Genomic DNA, 17,195 nt, shown 5'->3' on the forward strand with positions numbered 1-17,195 from the left:
TGCCGGGGCCAGGGGGCCTTAGTCAAGGCCGGGCCAGGTGCTGGGCCGAGGCCCCCGGGACCTGGGCATGGGCCGAGCCCCCGGGGTCGGGGGCTCGGGGGCTCAGCCGTCGGTCCACTTTCGGAGCAGCGCTTCGCGCTCCTCGCGTCGCGGGGTGCCCTCGGCGGCGTATGCGCGGCCCCAGTCCTCCAGGGGGGCGAGGTCCGCCGTGCCGTCGACGAGGCGGTTGAGGAGGGCGATGGAGAGGTCGTACTCGGACTCGACGTAGCCGCCGACGGCGGACGCCATGTACGCCTCCAGTTCGACGGTGGTCCCGTCGGCCGTCTCCAGGTGCACCTCGAAGGCCCCCGGGCTGCCACCGCCGCCGGCCACGGCGCTGAGCGCGAGGTCGACGGCGGCGGTGACCACCAGTCGCCCGGCGGACCGGATCCGCACGTACCGCAGGGCGACCGACCGCAGGTCCGCCCACCGCCACTCGCCACCCTGGTCCACGCCGAGCCCCACGACGCCGTCCCGCGTCAGCCGCAGCCCCCGCCCGGCCCCCTCGGGCTCCGCCCCCACATACACCCCGCCGTCCTCGGCGATCCAGAACAGCCCGACCATGGCCATGAGTTGCCTCCCCAGCAACGCCCTACACGTATCGCCTGGTGAGACACCACCTGGAGCCTGATGGTTCAGTCGGAGGCGACCAGTGGGCAACTTGCCGGGTGGAGCGTCAGGTCCGGAGCCGACCGGTGACGGCCTCCGTCACGGCGAACCCCTTGGCCGGGCCCTCGGGAATGACGACCTCGGTGCCGTAGGGCACCCGGTGGATGTCCTCCCAGTCCGCCTTGTCGGGGCGAGGCCCGGTGAAGAGGGTGACCGCCCCCTCGCCGTCGTGGTCGTCGATGACGACGTACACGGGGATGCCGGCACGCGCGTACTCACGGCGCTTCCTGACCCGGTCGCGGTCCCGGTTCCGCGTGCCGGGCGAGACCACCTCGACGATGAGTTGGACGCAGTCGGCCCTGACCCCCATGTCTTCTTCGTCGCGACACGACTCGGTGTCCTCCGGAGCGACAAAGGCGTCCGGCACCCAGACCTTGCGCTCGTGGATCACATTCACATCCTGGTGGCAGGCGTACTCGCCGCCGTCCAGGAATCTGTCCAGAGCCCTGCGCACACGGTTGGCGATCAGACCGTGCGAGCGGCGGGCGGTGGGCGACACCTCGATGGCTCCCTCGATGATCTCAGCGCGGTAGCCCTCGGGGAGATCCATGCCCTTCCACGCCTGCCACAAGACCTCGTCGAGGTGGGGTTCGTTCACGGATTCAGCCCCGGCCTCAGACATGATCTCGGGCCTCTCCTGTGCAAGAGCGGTCAAGACGGCACCTCCTCCTCAAGTGTGGGCTTGACGTGCTTGAGGCACAAGCAACGTCGACACGCTAGGCGGCCACCTGGCCTCATCTGCGGATACACCTTCAGTTCACTCGAACTGGTGACGCAGCCACGAGGCGCGGATTCGGTGACCGGCCCCGACCACCCGCGGTGTTCCACGCCGGTCAGCGCAGCAGCAGGTCGATCACTCCCGTCAGGTCCTCCTTGCCGCCGGCCTCGGTCAGGCGGCGGTGCATCAGCTCGAAGTAGGGGCTGAGCAGTTCGGGGCTGACGCCCTGCTGTCGCGCCGTCTCCAGGAACGTCGGCGTGCCGGCCACCTGCATGGCCAGGTCGGAGACGACGTTCCTGGTGTAGTCGCCGCTGCGCAGCTGGTCGGCGGTCTGGTGCACCGACGGGGCCATCGCGGTGAGCCAGTCGGCGAGCAGCGGGGCGAACCCGGTGGGGTCGATGTCCTCCCGACGGATCAGGGCGAAGGCGTGCGCGGTGCCCGCGAACATGCCGTACATGGCGCTGAGCAGCGCCACGTCGTACAGGGCGGCGAAACCCGCGTCCCCGCCGACGTACGTGGTGCCCGCCGGGACGGCCAGGGTCTCCCGGTGCTGCTCGAACAGGTCCTGCGAGCCGCTGTACAGGACGTAGCCGCCGGCCTGCGGGACGCCGATCATCGGGGGGACGGCCATGATCCCGCCGTCCAGGTAGCGGGCGCCGCGCCCGTCGGCCCATACGGCGCGGGCGCGGGCCTGTTCGGGGGTGCTGGTGGTCAGGTTGACCAGGTCCCGGCCGGTCAGGTCGGTACCGGCCAGCACCTCGGCGACCGACGCGTCGTCCAACAAGCAGGCGATGATCAAGGAGTTGGCCCGGACCGCCTCGGCGGCGTCGTCCGCGACCGTCGCGCCCTCGGCGGCGAGTGCCGCGGCACGGGCCGGGGTACGGTTCCAGACGGTGAGCGGGTGGCCTGCGGCGAGCCAGGCACGGGCCAGCGCGGTGCCCATCGCACCGAGCCCCAGCAGCGTGACGGGCGTCTTCTCAACAGGGTGCTGTGTCATGCCGAACAGGCTGGTCACAGCTCCGGAATCGATCAAGTACGCACTTCGCGGTGGGTGGTTACCGTTCCTGGATACTGAGCGGGAGCGTGTCCTGTTGCCAGGACTGGTGCTCAGCCGGACGCCCCGAACGGTGTTGGGTGTCCTGGTCGCCCGCGTTCGCTCCGCGTCCGGGCGGCACGGATCGTGTCCGTGGTCCGGGAACGCGGGGGCGGGGTCCCTCACGCCCCGGGATGGCCGGTGGGGCCTGGGCGGTCCGATGCCCCGCACGATCACTCCGGTCGTGTGGGGGCGGTGCCGTCCGTCGCCGGACCGGGTGTCCCAGGGCGCGTCTGCCGATCGCCACGGCTGCCGCGTCGTGGCGGGTGGTCTTCCTGCTCGCGGTGGTGAGGGGTTGTTGCCAGTGCTGGGCGCCCCAGCGGCTGGTGTAGGCGGGGTCGACGGCGACGACGGGGATGCCGAGTTCGGCGGCCATCGACACCAGCCGGGCCCGCAGCCTGGCCACGGGCATGCCGGAGACCAGCCTGCGGAACCGCTTGCGGCGTCCGTGTTTCTCGCGGGTCGTCTCGCCGGTGAAGTCGAGGTCCTCGACGGCGAGGGCGAGGTGATGGCGGCGGGCCCAGTGCAGCAGGCGGATCAGGGCGTGCCGGATCTGGGCGTCGCGGTGGGCGGCGCTGCCGGTGAGGTCGTAGGCGAACCGCCTGGGTGCGCCGAGGGGGTTGCCGTGGGTGTCCAGGCGCCAGGCGGCCAGGTGGTCGGCGTTGGTGTCCACCCCCACCAGACCGCCCGCGCGGACTGCGGCCAGCGGCACGCTCTGCACGGCAGGGTTGGTCCAGGAGGCGGTGAGGTACCAGCGGCCGCGGGCGGGGTCCTCGTGGATGCGGTAGGCCACAGCCCGGTTCGCGTGGACGCGGTCGGCCCACTGCTCACCCCGGTACGCGAACCTCACGCGGGAGGTGAGCACGTACCGGCCGTGCGGGGCGTTCGCCAGATACGCCAGCGGGGCGGGGAGTTTGAGGGAGACCTCGCCGTCGGGGGTGACGCGGATGGTCTCGTTGCCGAACCGTTTGCCGGACTCGCCGTCGGCCTTCAGGAAGCGCCGCTCCGCCTGCCAGCGGGTGCGCCACTGCTCCTCGGTGAGCCGGGCGGCCTCCAGGTGGTGGCGGGTGTTCAGCAGCCGCTTCCCACCACGCACCACACCTACCCGCCCGGCCTGCCAGTCCGCCCGGAGGGCTTGGAGCCGGTCGGTGAGCACTGGCAGACGGCGGGACTTGGCATGCCACTCCCGCCTGCTCGCATAACCGCCCGGAGCATGCTTGCCGCCCTTCTCGCCCACCGGAAGCGACAACCGGTGCGCGAGCACGCGCACCCCCGCTTCCAGCTGCTGGATGTGTGCGAGCTGACTCCGCCGGGCCAGCGCCCACTGATCATGCGTGGCCTTCGTGATGCTGCCGGCCCAACGGGAGGACGACACCGCCGTCACAGCCCGCTTACGCGCGGCCCACCCCTCGGCGTCATGGTCCAGCCCCACCGCACACAGGGCCCTGAGGTCCCGGGAGGCGAGAGTGCCCAGGTGATCGCCGACGAGACGGAGAACCTGCTCGTCCTCCGCCGTCAGGTGCTTGAGCCGGTCACGGATGGCCACACCGGACGGGCCGAGCGCGACGAACGGCGCCGCCAACTTCCGCAGCCCGCCCATCCCCGCCCCGCTCTCCGTGCCCGTCGAACCCTCACCACGCTCCTCAACGACCCACACGGACGAAGGTCACACATTCGACCGAGGAACCTCCGTTCACCCCCATGAGGCCACACGGGAAGCAGCCCGGACACTCACTGATACGCGGCAGAACATGCTTGTTCGCAGTTAACCCGAGCAGCTCACAACCCCGCGGTGAGCGAGCACGTCGGAAGGGTGGGGCATGACGACGCTGAACCGGCCGGGCACACCGGACGGACACGTCTGCGGCATCGACACCGCGATGGAGGTGATCGGCGGCAAGTGGAAGGTGCTCATCCTCTGGGCGCTCCACGAGCAGCCCTGCCGCCGCTTCGGCGAACTGCGCCGACTGCTCCCCGGGATCACCGAGAAGGTGCTGGCCTCGCATCTGCGGGAGATGGAGGCCGACGGCGTCGTGCGCCGTGTCTCCTACGACGAGGTCCCGCCCCGCGTCGAGTACTCGCTGACCGAGTCCGGCATCCGCCTCAACGACGCGCTCCAGCCACTGGCCGCCTGGGGACGCGAACAGCCGGCCCCGGCCCGCACGACCTGACCCCCGCCCCCGCCCCCGCCGTCTCCGGCCGCCTGGGCCGCCTTCGGCTGGCTTCCGACTTCGGCCGACCTCGGCCGGTCTCGGTATGCGGCCGCCCGTTCCCACCCCGAAAGGCATCCCCTATCCTCGCCGCTACGCGCTCCGGTGTCCCAGCAGCCCCACCTGCGCTGTAGCGCCCCAGCACCCCCACGCCGAAGGTCATTCGTTCCGTGTCGGTGGGCCGAAAGGGCTGCGAGTGATGTCCGAGGGTTCTCGTTCCGCGTCCGGGAGGACGGGGCGTCGGTGGCGCCGTGGGCGTCGACGGCGGCGGGTGGGGGCCACCGCCGTGGCGACGGTCATCGCCGCCGCGATGGGCGGGGTGTATGCGCTGACCGCCGAGGCGGCCGTGACCTGTGCCCCGTCCGTGTTCAAACGGCAGATGTTCGCGAACACGTCGTTCTCGGGTACGCCGTTGGCGACGGACTGCGACAGCGCGATCGCCCAGGACTGGGGCATGGACGCGCCCGCGCCGGGGCTGCCGGACGACCGTTTCGGTGTGCGGTGGAGCGCGACACGGGACTTCGGCTCCGGCGGTCCCTTCACCCTCATCGCCTCGGGGCGGGACGGCGGCGTCCGCGTGTACGTCGACGGCCGGCTGCGGATCGACCTCCGAGGTGATGTCCGCGGCGACGTCCCGACGCCGGGCGCGGCGGCGGTGCTGTCTCCGGGCGCGACGGCGGTCCCGGCGCCGGTCCCGGCGCCGGTCCCGACGTACGGCCCGACGCCGGTCTCGAAGAGCGTCGACGTCACCGTCCCGCCCGGACGGCACACCCTGCGCGTCGACTACGTCAACCGGAGCGGCGCCGCCGAGGTCGCGTTCACGGCGGTACCGCTGTCCGGTACGGGGACCGTCATCCCGCCGTCGCCGCGATGATCGCCTCCATGTCGTCCACCGCCGCGTGCACGCCCTCCGTGAGGAGCACGGCGGTGGGGTTGAGGAGGATCTCGTCGACACCGGCGGCCCGGTAGCGGGCCAGCCCGGCGGCGATCTCCTCCGGTGTGCCGGTGACGACGACGTCGGCGCGGAGCAGTTCGGCGGCGGGGTCCGGGCCGCCGGTGTCCACGCCGGCGCGGCGGAGCATGTCCGCGTAGTGCGGGGCGCCCAGGTGCGCGCCCGCGGCGACCCGGGCCAGACGGCGCGGGTCGCGGCCCGGCCGGGCGACGGCGACGTGCACGGCCGTCGCGATCCGGGGCCGCCCGGCACGTCCCGACTCGGCGGCGCCCGCGTCCAGTTGGGGGGCGAGCACGTCCCGTACGTACGCCGGCGGGGTCATCCAGGTGATCGCCACGTCCGCCGTCGCGCCCGCCGTGCGTGCCATGCCGGGCCGGAGTACCCCGGCCCCCACCTCCACCGGCGCGTGCGGCCCGACCGGCGGCAGCTCGGCGTGCAGCCGGTGGTACGGGCCGTCGTACGCCACGCTCTCGCCGTCCAGCAGGGCGCGTACGGAGCGGACGTAGTCGCCGACCGCCGTACGGGGGCTGCGGTACGGCTCCGGCGCGAGGCCCTTCGCGAAGTCGGGCGTGCCGATGCCGTACCCGGCCACCACCGGCTGCCCGGTGAGCAGCGCCAGCGAACGGGCCTGGAGCGCCGCCTCGTACGGGTGCCGCAGCGGCAGCAGCGTCACCGCGGTGCCCACGGGCACGGTGTGCCCCATCCCGGCCAGATGGGCCAGCACCTGGTGGGGTTCGGCACGGAAGGACTGACAGAGCCACAGGCGCCGCGCCCCGGTACGGGCCACGGACGCGGCGAACGGGGCGACGAGTTCGGGGTGGTCGGGCTGGAGGGGGTAGAGGACGGCGGGCAGGTCGCGCGCCGCCCCGTCGGCGTTCGCGCCGGTCGGCCGGGGTTCCGTGGTGGTCGGCCTGGGTTCCGTGGTGGTCATCGGGGTCCTCATGAAGGGCGGTGGTCGAGGGTGGCCACGAGGGTGCGGGACGGGTCGAGGTAGTGGGCAGCGGCCTCGCTGACATGGGCGTCGGTCACCTCGGCGAGGGCGTCCGGGTAGGTGGTCAGCCAGTCCACGGGCAGCCCGCCCGCCACGAAGCCGGCCAGGGCGCTCGCCTCCTCCGCACGTGTGGCCAGCGCGAACCGGGTGAACCCGGCCGCGTAACGGCGGGCCCGCCGCACCTCCTCCGGGGTCGGGCCGCCCTCGGCCAGCTCCGCGAGGCAGGCGGTGACCTCGTCGGCGATCCGGTCGCCCGTACCGGGGGCGCCGACGCAGTCGATCTCCAGCCAGCAGCCCGCCCCGTTCTGCCGGATGCTCGCGTCGACCGCGTACGCCAGACCCTGGCGTTCCCGCAGCCGCCGGGTCAGCCGGGAGGTGGCGTGACCGCCGAGGACGACCTGGGCGAGATGGAGCGCGGTGTGCCCCGGCTCGGGCGCCGGGATCGCGGGGCCGGCGGTCAGGAGCGACGCCTGGTCGGCGTCCGGGGCGTGCAGGGCGAGGCGTCCGGGGGTGGGTTCGGCGCGCGGGAAGGGCGGCAGGACGAGACCCGACGGTCCGGGGCCGGTCCACTCCCCCAACTCGGCCTCCACGGCGGCCCGTACACGCTCGGGCGCCTCCCCGCTCATCACCAGCAGCACGGCACCCTGCGGGACCACGGCCCGGCGGTGGAGCGCGCGGACGTCCAGGGCGGCAGTCCCGTCCGGGGTGTCGTCGACCAGCGGGTGCGGCGCGCCGAAGGCGTGGCGCAGCTGGGCGCGGCGGAGTGTCGTACGGGGGCCCGCCGGGTGGGAAGCCGGAGGCGTCGGCCCCCGGTGGCCGTCCCGCGCGACCGTCTCCGGGAGGGCGGGGCGCAGCACCAGGTCCGCGAGGAGTTCGAGCGCCTCCCGCAGCCCCTCCGCCAGCACACTCGCCGACAGCACCAGTTGCTCGGCGGTCACCACCGTGCTGAACTCCCCGCCGAGATCGGCGGCCCGGTCCGCCACGGCCTGCCGGTCACGGGTCGTCGTCGCCGTCCCGAGGTGCGCGGCGAGCAGTTCCTGGGCGGCGGCGAGTCCGGGTTCGGTCCGGGCGTACGGCAGCACGAGCCGGATCTCGGCGAGCGGGGCGCCCGGCACGGTCACGAGGACGGTGTCCAGGCCGTTGGGGAGGACCGTGCGGAAGGTCTCGGCCGTCCTCATGCGGCGGCTCCTTCCAGGGGGTGAACGGTTCTGTGGGCGGTCAGCAGGGCCCGTGCGGCGGTCGACACGTCGGCCGGGGTGACGGCGGCGAGGTGCGCCGGGAGCGCGTCCGGGGTGGCGTGCGGGAGGAGCAGGGCGGCGCGGGCGTGGGTGACGGCGCGGGCCGGGAGGGAGTCGGACTGCCGGTGGCATCCGGCGCGCAACACGCGGGCCGCCCGCCGCAGTTCCGTCTCCCCCGGCGGGGTGGCGGCCAGCTCGCCGAGCGCCTCCAGCCACCGCCCGACGGCCTCCTCCGTACCGGCCCCCGGTACCCGGCCGAGCAGCACGAGCGCGAGGTCGGGAGCGGCGGAGGCCAGCCACTGGCCCTGGTAGCCGCACCGCACGGTCGCCGCGTCCACCTCCGGCGCGGTGGCCACGAGGTGGGGCAGACGGCCCCGGCGGAGCAGTTCGCAGAGGACGACCTGGGCGACGTACAGCCGGAAGTCGCCCCGCGGATCGGCCAGCGCGTGCCCGACCGCCACCCCGTCACGGGCGTAGGGGACGGCCGCGCCGAGGGTGGGCCGGTGCGGGGAGGTGACGTGCCCGGAGGGGACGCGGGGGGCGGTCGGCTGAGGGGCGGTGGAGTGGAGCGCGCCGGGGGCGGCGGCCGGAAGAGTGGTGGGCGCCCCGGCGGTCGGCAGCCCCGGGGCCCATGCCCCGAACTCCCGCTCCACCAGCGCCGCCACCCGCTCCGCGTCCACGTCGCCCACGACCGACAGCACCGCCCGTTCGGGCCGGTAGTGCGCCCGGAAGAAGGACTCGGCCTCCTCCGCCGTCACCCCGGTCAGCTCGGCCGTCGTGCCGTAGGCGTGCCGGGCGCCCGGGTGGAGGGCGGCCAGGACCGTGTCCCAGAGGCGGGCACCGGCCCCCGCCGCGCGGATCTCCTCGGCGATGACGGCCGTCTCGGAGCGCACGGTGGCCGGTCCGGGCCGGAAGCGCAGGAGGCGCCGGGCCTCCAGGGCCAGGACGTCGGGCAGGGCGTCGGCCGGGACGACGGTGTGGAGGACGGTGTGGTCGCGATGGGTCTCGGCGTTGCACGTCCCGCCGGCCTCCTGCACGAGAGCGACGAACCCCTCTGCCTCATGTCCCTCGCCGCGGGGGAACATCAGGTGCTCCACCAGGTGCGCCGTCCCGTGGCGCCCCGGCGGGTCGTCGTCGCCGCCCGCCGCCACGGCGACGGCGACCGCCACGAGGCCGCGGCCGGGGGTCTGTTCGGTGACCAGGCGGAGGCTCACCGCAGGGGCCGGTACACGGAGACGCACATCTTCCGGCTGTCACCGCCGTCGAAGGGCTGCTCGCGCCAGCCGGAGTAGCGGGCGGAGAGTTCCAGACGGGCGATGCCGGCGAGGAGGTCGAGCTCGCTCGGCCACAGGTAACGCATCACCGTCGTCGCCGACCTGGGGGCCTCGCCGTCGAGGAACAGCGTGTTGTGGATCATCATGTTCTGCGAGGCGGGCAGCACGCCGATGGACTCGATCATCGCGCCGCGCCCGTCGATCGGGTACGTGCTGATCTCGTTCTTCTTCTGTACGTGGTAGTCGCTGGGGTCGAACGTCTCGATGACCACGTGCCCGTCGGGCGCCGTGTGCCGGGCGACCGCGTGCATCAGGGCGATCTGCTCGTCCGGGGCGACCGCGCAGCACAGGGAGTTGAAGGGCGCGAGGACGACGTCGAAGGCGCGGCCCAGGTCGAGGGTGGCGAAGTCGGCGTGGACGGGGGTGATCCGGCCCTCGGGGTCCTTGTGCGCCAGCCGGGCCAGCATGCCCTCGGAGGAGTCGACGCCGTGCACCCGGAAGCCCTTGTCGGCGAGCGGCAGGGCGACCCGGCCGGTGCCGACGCCCAGTTCGAGGACGCTCGCGCCGGGCGCGGTGAGGGTGAGGAGGAAGTCGGCGATGTCCTCCAGGTCGGGGGTGGCCGGGTAGATCTCGTCGTAGACCTCGGCGAGCGCGTCGCTGTACGCGGTGGTCAGGGCGGTGCCGAGCCCGGCACCGGGCTCGACGGCGACGGTGTCGGCGTCCACGGCGGCGTCGGCCGGGACGGTCGCCGGGGTCTCTTCGGTTGCCAGGCTGGTCGTCATCGTCCGCCTCCCAAGCGGGTGTCGAGGTTGTTCTGGGGGTGCAGCGGGTCGATGCCCGCCTCGTGGAAGGCCCGGACGACGTGCGCCTCGCGGCTGTCGTCGCCGTCGGACAGCGCGTGGGCGATGAGTCCGCTGGCGAGGGCGAAGGCGCGGTGCTGGCCGAAGCTCATGCCGTCCTGGCCGGGGCGCGGGTCCTCGGGGTCCCAGGCGGCGGCGACGCCGGGCGCCAGTTCCTCGGTGAAGACGGACGTGCCGTCGCCGGTGAGGGTGCCCGCGTGAGGGGCGACGGCGGTGGCGACCGCGCGTTCGCCGGGGCGGTGGTCGCCGTGCAGGTAGACGACGACGGAGTCCCGGCGCGGGTGGTCCTGCGGGTCGGAGAGGACCTTCGCGTGGTACAGCGCGCCCGCCGCCTCCAGCGCGCCGAGCGCCGTGCCCCACAGGACGACCGCCGCGTCCGCGTCCCGCGCGTGCAGGAAGAGACGGCGTACGGGGCCGGCGGGGCGGGGCAGGGGGCGTGAGCCCATGACGTAGAAGAAGCCGGGGGAGAGCGCGGGGCGCGCGGCCTCCAGGGCGAGTTCGACCAGGTCACCGGGTGCGGGCGGGGCCGCCGGGGTCAGCAGCCGCTCGGCCGGGACGCGGGTGGTGACCTCGGGGAGGCGTACGACGAGCTGGTCGCCGTCGGGCCGGTGGAGCACCTCGACGAGCCGGCCCCGGGTGGGGGTGGTGGTGTGCGGTACGGCCGCCGCGAGCCGGGCCTCCAGGGCGGGGTCGCGGAGCGTACGGCGGGGTGGCGGGCCCTCGGCGGCCGGGCCGCCCCGGTCGCGGCCGGCGTGCAGTTCCTCGTACAGGGCGTTGGTGAGGCGGCCCCGCAGGTCACGGGGGCTGTCGGCGGTGACGGTACGCCCGGCGACGGCGGCCTCGCGCGCACCGGGCGCCACACCGACGCCGTCCAGCGCGGCACGGAGCCGGGGCGCGAGCCCCGGGTGCCGGGCGTCGGGGGAGGCGCCCGGCACCGGGGTGTCCAGGAGGGAGAGAGCGGTCATCGGTGGTGGCTCCCGTTCGGGTGGTCGGGGGTCAGGCCGGGCGTACGGGCGGCCGCGGGCCGGGCGCACGGAACCCTGTGGGCGGCCACGGCCGGGCCCTGCCGTGCTGTGGCGGCGGCCGGGACCGGAACGCGCCGGGCCACGGTCCCGGCCACGGCGCGGGGGGCGGTCGTCATCGGTCGGCGCTCCCGTCCGGGAGGGTCAGGCCGAGCGTCCGCGCCGCGCCGCCCGGGTTCAGGAGGACAGTGCGGCCGATGCCCGCGGCGGCGCGGGCGACCGGGTTGAGCGTGGCGTGGGACTCGGCGGTGGCGATGAGGCGGTCGTACATGTGCCACCCGGCGTAGGCGGCGGCCCGCTCGGGCAGGCCGGGGTCGGGCGTACGGCACTCCAGGTAGCCCTGCCAGAAGGCGTGGACGCGCGGCAGATGGCGGCGCAGGCTCGCCGAGCCCCGCCCGATGATCTCCTCGTGCGCGAGGCCGAACCCGGCCCCGGCGCCCCGACGGTCGTCCCCGGCGTCCCCGGCGTCCCCGGTCGGCGCGAACACGGAGTACGTCGCGTGGAACAGCCACTCCCCCGCGAACGCGCCCACGTCCCGCGCCGGGTCGGCCAGCCGGAACTCCTCCCAGTCGCACAGGTACAGCGGCCCGCGGCCCTCGTCGGCGCCGATGAACTGGTCGAAGCGGAGGTCGCAGTGCGTGGGCGCGTGCGGCACGCCCGCCTCGCCCTCCCGCAGCCGGGCCAGTGCGTCGACCACCTCGCCGTCGTCCTGGACGAGCTGCCAGGCGGCGATCTGCGCCATGCTGCGCTCCTGGACGGCGCTCCAGGGCAGCGCGCGCAGCCAGGCAAGCGGCGGCAGCGGCGCCTCCCCGGTGTCGAGCCCGTCCCCGGCCGGCAGCGCGTGCAGCGTCCCCACCGCACGCCCCGCCGCCCGGCACAGCGCGTCGTCGAAGTCCCCGTCCAGTGCCAGCTCCGCCCCCGACCGGGCGCCGGGCACCAGCCGGTGCACGGTCACCCCGGCCGCCGGGTCGGCGCCCAGCAGGTCCGGCGAGCGCAGCGGCGAGCCGCCCGGCAGCCACCGGGCCGCCGACTCCTCGAAGCTCAGGGCGCGTTCGAGCTCGGGGCAGCCCCCGTCCGGCAGTGGCGTCACCGTCTTGACGAAGACCTGCTCGCCGGTGGTGGTCGGCCCCGCCCAGTTGTCGTTGCGGCCGCCGAACGCGGTGACCGCCGCCGCGTCGAGGCGGCCGAGCCCGAGCCGCTCCAGCAGGGCGTTCACGGCGGGCACGGTGCCCAGTTCGGTGGGCCGGTAGCGCTGCCGGGTGCGGACCGGCTCCGCCGGGTCCGTCCTCGTGGGTGTGTCGGTGGTGATCGTCATCGTGTCGTGGCTCCCCCGGGGACCGCGCGGCGGCCCTCCTCGTCGATCAGGTCAGCGACGAAGGCGGTGTAGTCGGCCAGTTCGTCGCTCCAGCCGCAGTAGGCGGCGAAGTCCCGCGTGTGCGCGGCGATCCGCAGCACCGCGGCGCGGGCCGCGAGCTCCCGGTCCGCGCCCGGCCCGTACGCGTCGAGCAGAACGGCCGGCAGGTCGACGCCCGGCCCCTCGCCCCACACCGGTACGGCCCAGGCGAGTTCGGCGAGATCGCCGAGCAGCCAGCCCAGGTCCAGTTCGGGCCGGGCGGCGCCCAGGTCCTCGCCCGTCAGCAGCGCCACCGGACCCCGGCTCAGGGGTGGGACCAGCGCGCCGAGCGAGGCGAAACCGTGGACGAGGACGAGTCCGTGGCCGTCCCGGCCCCCGCGTTCGTGCGCGGGGGCGGGCGCCGCGACCTCGGCGCACCAGGAACGGAGCGTCGAGAGGCGGGCGGGACCCCACACCCGTACGGCGTGCTCCCGCAGACGCCGTACGGCGCCGAGGTCGCCGTCGCCCGCGTCCGTCCCGTCGGCGAACCCCCGCAGTCGGGTGAGCGCGGGCGGCGGCGCCCAGGTCGGCGCGGGCGTGGCGTGCAGGTCCCGCAGCGCCGTGCCGGCCGCCGCGAGCGCGTGCGCGGCCAGCCGCCGGGCCGCCGGCCGGGGGTCGCGGAGCCAGGCCGCTGCCGAGTACGGGCCGTCGGCGAGGTAGGCGAGCCCCGCGCCCGAGGCCACCGGGGTGACCAGCCGGGCGCCGGCGGTGTGCCGGGGGACGTGTGCGGCGAGGGGCGCCGTCGGCGGGGCCGCCCGCCGGGATCCCGCCCCGTGCCACCACTCATGACGTCCGTCGGCCGTGGGCCGTACGCGGGTCAGCTGGAGCCCGGTGCCGAACTCGGCCGCCGGGCCGTCGACCTGGGCCGCCGGTGTCGCCTGTGCCGACTGAGCCCCTGGGGCCGCCTGTGCTCCCGCCGGCGCTGGCGTCCGTACGGTCACTCGTCCTCCCCCTCAACCCGCCGGGCCCGCGCGTACGCGCCGACGCACAGGCCCATCAGCTCGGACAGCGGCAGCGCCCCGCCGTCCTCCATCTCGCCCGTGCCGGCGCTGACGGCGGGCACGGTCGGCGCGACGACCACGCCGGGGCGGTCGCGCAGGGTGTCCAGGTGCCCCTGGACCACGGGGCTGAGCTGCGCGCCGGGCGGCAGCGACGGGGCCACGCCCACGAGGGCGGACGTCGACTGAAGGGCACACAGCAGGGGTGTGTCGGTGAGGCCGAGCGCGTAACGGCCGAGGAAGTGCATCGTGGCCGGGTGGACGAGCACGAGGTCGGGCCAGCGGGCCAGTTCGACGTGCGGGACGGCACCGGGCGCGGCCTCGGACCAGTCGTCGGTGACGACCTCCCGTCCGCAGAGCGCGGATATCGCGTCCGCGGAGACGAATCGCCGCGCCGAACGGGTCAGCACGACCCGTTTCTCCATTTCCGGGAAGGTATTGCCCAGCCAGTTGATCCAGAACGGCAGGAATGCCACGCTGAGCGCGCCGGTGCCCACGAGGAGCACCCGGCGGAATCCGGGATCCGCGACTCCTGTGGGGTCCATTCCCGCCTCCTTGTGCTTTCTTTTTCGGTGTGTGTCGTGTTGCCCGGGGAGGGGCCGGTGGCCGGCACCGGCCCCTCCCCGCGGGTCACTGCTCCGGTCGCCCGGTCGTCAGCACTTCTTCTCGATCGTGCGGGCGGTCAGCGAACCGAGGGCCGCGGCGCACTGCTGCGAGGAGCGGGCGGTGATGATGGTGGCGCGGATCGCCCACGGGATGGTCGGGCTGAACGCGGGCGCGGCGTCCTTGCCGTCGTACAGGCCCAGCTCCTCGGCGGAGGTGTAGGCGGTGTAGCCCTCGAACAGGTCCTTCTCGTTCTGCGACGACTGCATGAGTCTCTCCTTGAATTCATGGTGCGGGATTCCGGGTCTCCGAATTCCCGGCCGCCTTGCGGAATTTCCGGCTTTTCGGCCGGTGCCCCTTGGCGACGAGATAACTATGACCCGCCGGAAGAGCCTCCCGCTATTGGCAGTTGCGGCATTACCGCACCTGGCATGACCGAACCCGGCATGACCGCACCCGGCATGGCCCGAACCGGCGTCGCCGGGCCCGGCATTGCCGCAAGCGCCAATACCGCCGCACCCGCCCGTACGCGTAGAAAGTCCAGGGTGAACACACATGACTCCGCGAGGCCCGAACCTCCGCCGCCCCAGCTGACGCAGGCGCCCGATCCCGCGCCGGCACCCGGCCCCGTACAGGCGCCCGATTCCCCGCAGGGCGCCGCCCCGCGCCCCCCGCTCCGCGCGCTGCTCGCCCACGCCCGCCCGCACCGCAGGGTGCTGCTGCTGGTCCTCGCCCTGACCCTGGCCGGCAGCGCGGCCGGGCTCGCGCAGCCGATGGTCGTGGAGTCCTCGCTGACGGCGCTGATGACCGGCGGCGACCTGACCCGCGAACTCCTGCTGATGCTGGCCCTGTTGGCGGTGTCCATCGCGCTGACCTGGACGCAGGCCCTGGTGAGCGAGCGCACGGCGGAGAAGGTCGTGCTGCATGTGCGCCGGGGACTGATCCACCGTCTGATCAGGCTGCGCACGGCCGAGTTGGACAGGACGGAGCCGGGCGGCCTCACCACCCGCGTGACGTCCGACAGCACGCTCGTGCAGCACGCGGCGACCAGTGGGGTGATCCAGCTGCTCGACGGCGGTATCCATCTGATCGCCACCATCGTCCTGATGGGCATGACCAGCCTGCCGCTGCTCGGCATCACCTCCGGCGTGCTGCTGGTGGTCGGTGTCGCGATGGGCGTGGTGATGCCGAGGATCCGCCGGGTGACCACGCGCGCGCAGACCTCGGTCGGCGAGATCGGCGCCGCCCTCGACCGCGCGCTCGGCGCCGCCCGCACCGTGAAGGCCAACGGCGGCGAGGCGACGGAGACCGCGCGGGCCGTGGCCGCCGCCGAGGACGCCTACCGGGCCGGCCTGACCGGCGCCCGCTACCACGCCACGATCGCCGTGCTCTCCGCCCTGGTCGTCCAGGCGTCGTTCCTCGCGGTCATCGGCTTCGGCGGCGCCCTGGTCGCCACCGGCGCCCTCGACCTGGCCGCGCTGATCGCCTTTCTGCTCTATCTGTTCAACCTGGGCGGCCCGGTGCTGTCCCTGGTCGGCGGCACGACCTCGCTCCAGCAGGGCCTCGGCGCGCTCACCCGCATCGAGGAGGTCGAGCGGATGGAGATCGAGACGGACGTCGACGAGACCCCGGCCCGCCCGGCCGGCCCGCCGCCGCAAGTGACCCTGGAGAACGTCACGTTCGCCTACCCGGGCCGCGCCACCACCCTCGACGGGGTGGGCCTGGTCGCCCCGGCCGGCGGAGTCACCGCCCTCGTCGGCCCCTCCGGCAGCGGCAAGACGACCGTCTTCTCGCTCCTCCAGCGGTTCTACGAGCCGGACTCCGGACGCGTCCTCCTCGACGGCACCGACATCGCGACCCTCAGCCGCGCCGAGGTGCGCCGCCGGATCGCGTACGTGGAGCAGGACACCCCGATGCTCGCCGGCACCCTCCGCGAGAACCTCCTGTACGCCGCGCCCGACGCGGCCGAGGACGAGGTCGCCCGCGTCCTGCGGGACACCCTGCTCGACTCGCTGGTCGCCCGGCTCCCGGAGGGCCTCGACACCCAGGTCGGCGCCCGCGGTCTCGCCCTGTCCGGCGGGGAACGCCAGCGCCTCGCCATCGCCCGCGCACTGCTGCGCCGCCCCCAGGTGCTGCTGCTCGACGAGGCGACCGCCCACCTCGACGGTCTCAGCGAGACGGCGCTGCGGCACACCGTGGAGCGGGCCGCCGAGCACTGCACGGTGCTGCTCATCGCCCACCGGCTGTCCACGGTGACCTCCGCCGACCACATGGTGCTGCTCGCCGGCGGGCGGGTGCGCGACCATGGCCGGCACGGGGAACTCCTGGGCAGGGACGAGCTGTACCGGGACCTCGCCGCCACCCAGCTGACCGCCGCGGGAGCGTGAACGCACCGCCCTCCGTCCTACCTGACGTACTGACCACCGTCAGACCCCCACACAGCGAAGGAACACCGCAATGCCGAAGGACCCGGCCCCCACCACCTCGCTCGCCAAGAAGACCGACGAGGACGCGTACGACGCCCACGAGGACCACCCGTACGACGCCCACGACGACCACGACGGTTACGACGACCACGACGACGCGGACGGGTACGAGGAGAGCGGGCCCGCGCCCGTGGTCGAGCACACCGTCGAGGACGACCGGTTCGGCGCGCTGACCGTCCGGCTGGACTCCGAGCTGGGCGAGGTCACGGTGACCGGCGAGCGGGTGCCGCGGGTCGAGCTGTGGCGGGCCGAGGGGACCGAGGGCGAGGACCACATACCGGTCGGCACCCGTGACGGTGCGCGGCTCACCCTGACCGTCGACGGCGAGGACGCGGTGATCGACCCCGCCAAGGGCCGGCTGACCCGGCGCTCGTACCGCGTGGACGTGCGGTACGCGGAGCGCTCCTGGCGGCTGGTGCCCGACTCCATCCCGGGCAGCCGGCTGGTGCGGGCCGGGGCGTACCTCGGGGACTTCACCTCCGGGGGCGACGGGAAGGTCCTGGTGGAGTGGCGCGAGGACGCCGAGCCGGAGGCGCTGGACGCGGCCCTCGGCTACGCCCTCGCCGCCGCGTTCGGCACGGGCGCCCAGCCCCTGTGGATGACGGCGATCGAGATGGTCGGCGACCTCCTGCCCGGCTGACTCCCGGCA

Annotated in this window: 17 protein-coding genes; 4 read left to right on the top strand and 13 right to left on the bottom strand. The window is 74.6% G+C overall.

The window, feature by feature from the left end; all coding sequences use genetic code 11:
• Positions 1 to 102: 102 nt before the first annotated feature.
• The 4 genes from SMA5143A_RS34265 to SMA5143A_RS34280 all read right to left on the bottom strand — a co-directional run bounded on the left by SMA5143A_RS34265 (position 103) and on the right by SMA5143A_RS34280 (position 4,119).
• Positions 103 to 609 carry a hypothetical protein gene (locus SMA5143A_RS34265; RefSeq protein ID WP_107466723.1) on the bottom strand — a complete coding sequence of 169 codons (507 nt, stop codon included), beginning with the start codon at positions 607 to 609 and terminating at the stop codon, positions 103 to 105.
• A gap of 106 nt (positions 610 to 715) precedes the next feature.
• Positions 716 to 1,363, bottom strand: coding sequence for a Uma2 family endonuclease (locus SMA5143A_RS34270; protein WP_258193888.1), 648 nt, complete (start codon positions 1,361 to 1,363; stop codon positions 716 to 718).
• Between the two features lie 178 nt (positions 1,364 to 1,541).
• On the bottom strand, positions 1,542 to 2,423 hold the full coding sequence (locus SMA5143A_RS34275; RefSeq protein WP_107466788.1) for an NAD(P)-dependent oxidoreductase: 882 nt from the start codon (positions 2,421 to 2,423) through the stop codon (positions 1,542 to 1,544).
• Positions 2,424 to 2,481: 58 nt separating this feature from the next.
• A complete protein-coding gene (locus SMA5143A_RS34280; RefSeq protein WP_107466725.1) occupies positions 2,482 to 4,119 on the bottom strand; it encodes an IS200/IS605 family element transposase accessory protein TnpB in 1,638 nt (545 codons plus the stop codon).
• Between the two features lie 220 nt (positions 4,120 to 4,339).
• Between SMA5143A_RS34280 and SMA5143A_RS34285 the strand changes: the two genes are divergently transcribed.
• Both SMA5143A_RS34285 and SMA5143A_RS34290 read left to right on the top strand, forming a co-directional pair.
• A complete protein-coding gene (locus tag SMA5143A_RS34285; protein WP_107466726.1) occupies positions 4,340 to 4,690 on the top strand; it encodes a winged helix-turn-helix transcriptional regulator in 351 nt (116 codons plus the stop codon).
• Positions 4,691 to 5,015: 325 nt separating this feature from the next.
• On the top strand, positions 5,016 to 5,603 hold the full coding sequence (locus tag SMA5143A_RS34290) for a PA14 domain-containing protein (protein WP_308812060.1): 588 nt from the start codon (positions 5,016 to 5,018) through the stop codon (positions 5,601 to 5,603).
• Here the strand turns inward: SMA5143A_RS34290 and lxmJ are convergent.
• The 9 genes from lxmJ to lxmA all read right to left on the bottom strand — a co-directional run bounded on the left by lxmJ (position 5,581) and on the right by lxmA (position 14,329).
• On the bottom strand, positions 5,581 to 6,612 hold the full coding sequence (lxmJ, locus tag SMA5143A_RS34295; protein WP_107466728.1) for a F420-dependent peptide dehydroalanine reductase LxmJ: 1,032 nt from the start codon (positions 6,610 to 6,612) through the stop codon (positions 5,581 to 5,583). The two genes, SMA5143A_RS34290 and lxmJ, sit on opposite strands and share 23 nt — an antisense overlap.
• 8 nt (positions 6,613 to 6,620) lie before the next feature.
• Positions 6,621 to 7,850 (bottom strand): M16 family metallopeptidase, encoded by a 1,230-nt coding sequence (locus SMA5143A_RS34300; RefSeq protein ID WP_107466729.1) that lies wholly within the window; start codon positions 7,848 to 7,850, stop codon positions 6,621 to 6,623.
• Positions 7,847 to 9,124, bottom strand: a complete 1,278-nt coding sequence (locus SMA5143A_RS34305) for a M16 family metallopeptidase (protein WP_181362139.1) — start codon at positions 9,122 to 9,124, stop codon at positions 7,847 to 7,849. Before SMA5143A_RS34305 ends, SMA5143A_RS34300 begins: the two co-directional genes overlap by 4 nt.
• A complete protein-coding gene (locus SMA5143A_RS34310) occupies positions 9,121 to 9,966 on the bottom strand; it encodes a class I SAM-dependent methyltransferase (RefSeq protein WP_258193889.1) in 846 nt (281 codons plus the stop codon). Before SMA5143A_RS34310 ends, SMA5143A_RS34305 begins: the two co-directional genes overlap by 4 nt.
• The gene (locus SMA5143A_RS34315; protein WP_107466731.1) at positions 9,963 to 11,009 is read right to left on the bottom strand and encodes a T3SS effector HopA1 family protein; all 1,047 of its coding nucleotides are present in this window, start codon (positions 11,007 to 11,009) and stop codon (positions 9,963 to 9,965) included. The genes SMA5143A_RS34310 and SMA5143A_RS34315 overlap by 4 nt, the downstream gene beginning before the upstream one ends.
• A 172-nt stretch (positions 11,010 to 11,181) precedes the next feature.
• The gene (lxmK, locus tag SMA5143A_RS34320) at positions 11,182 to 12,381 is read right to left on the bottom strand and encodes a class V lanthionine synthetase subunit LxmK (RefSeq protein WP_107466732.1); all 1,200 of its coding nucleotides are present in this window, start codon (positions 12,379 to 12,381) and stop codon (positions 11,182 to 11,184) included.
• Positions 12,378 to 13,400, bottom strand: a complete 1,023-nt coding sequence (locus SMA5143A_RS34325; RefSeq protein ID WP_181362140.1) for a hypothetical protein — start codon at positions 13,398 to 13,400, stop codon at positions 12,378 to 12,380. The genes lxmK and SMA5143A_RS34325 overlap by 4 nt, the downstream gene beginning before the upstream one ends.
• On the bottom strand, positions 13,397 to 14,002 hold the full coding sequence (gene lxmD, locus SMA5143A_RS34330; protein WP_107466733.1) for a peptide terminal cysteine decarboxylase LxmD: 606 nt from the start codon (positions 14,000 to 14,002) through the stop codon (positions 13,397 to 13,399). The genes SMA5143A_RS34325 and lxmD overlap by 4 nt, the downstream gene beginning before the upstream one ends.
• A 108-nt stretch (positions 14,003 to 14,110) precedes the next feature.
• Complete coding sequence (gene lxmA, locus SMA5143A_RS34335; RefSeq protein ID WP_107466734.1) at positions 14,111 to 14,329, bottom strand: lexapeptide family class V lantibiotic; 219 nt, start codon at positions 14,327 to 14,329, stop codon at positions 14,111 to 14,113.
• A 276-nt stretch (positions 14,330 to 14,605) separates the two neighbouring features.
• On the opposite strand from lxmA, the gene SMA5143A_RS34340 reads away from it, so the two are divergent.
• Positions 14,606 to 16,447 (top strand): ABC transporter ATP-binding protein, encoded by a 1,842-nt coding sequence (locus tag SMA5143A_RS34340; protein WP_258193890.1) that lies wholly within the window; start codon positions 14,606 to 14,608, stop codon positions 16,445 to 16,447.
• Positions 16,448 to 16,517: 70 nt separating this feature from the next.
• Entirely contained in the window at positions 16,518 to 17,186 is a 669-nt protein-coding gene (locus SMA5143A_RS34345; RefSeq protein ID WP_375136579.1) for a hypothetical protein, read from the top strand.
• The last annotated feature ends 9 nt before the right edge of the window (positions 17,187 to 17,195 follow it).

This window comes from Streptomyces sp. MA5143a, assembly GCF_900290235.1.
Classification (GTDB): domain Bacteria; phylum Actinomycetota; class Actinomycetes; order Streptomycetales; family Streptomycetaceae; genus Streptomyces.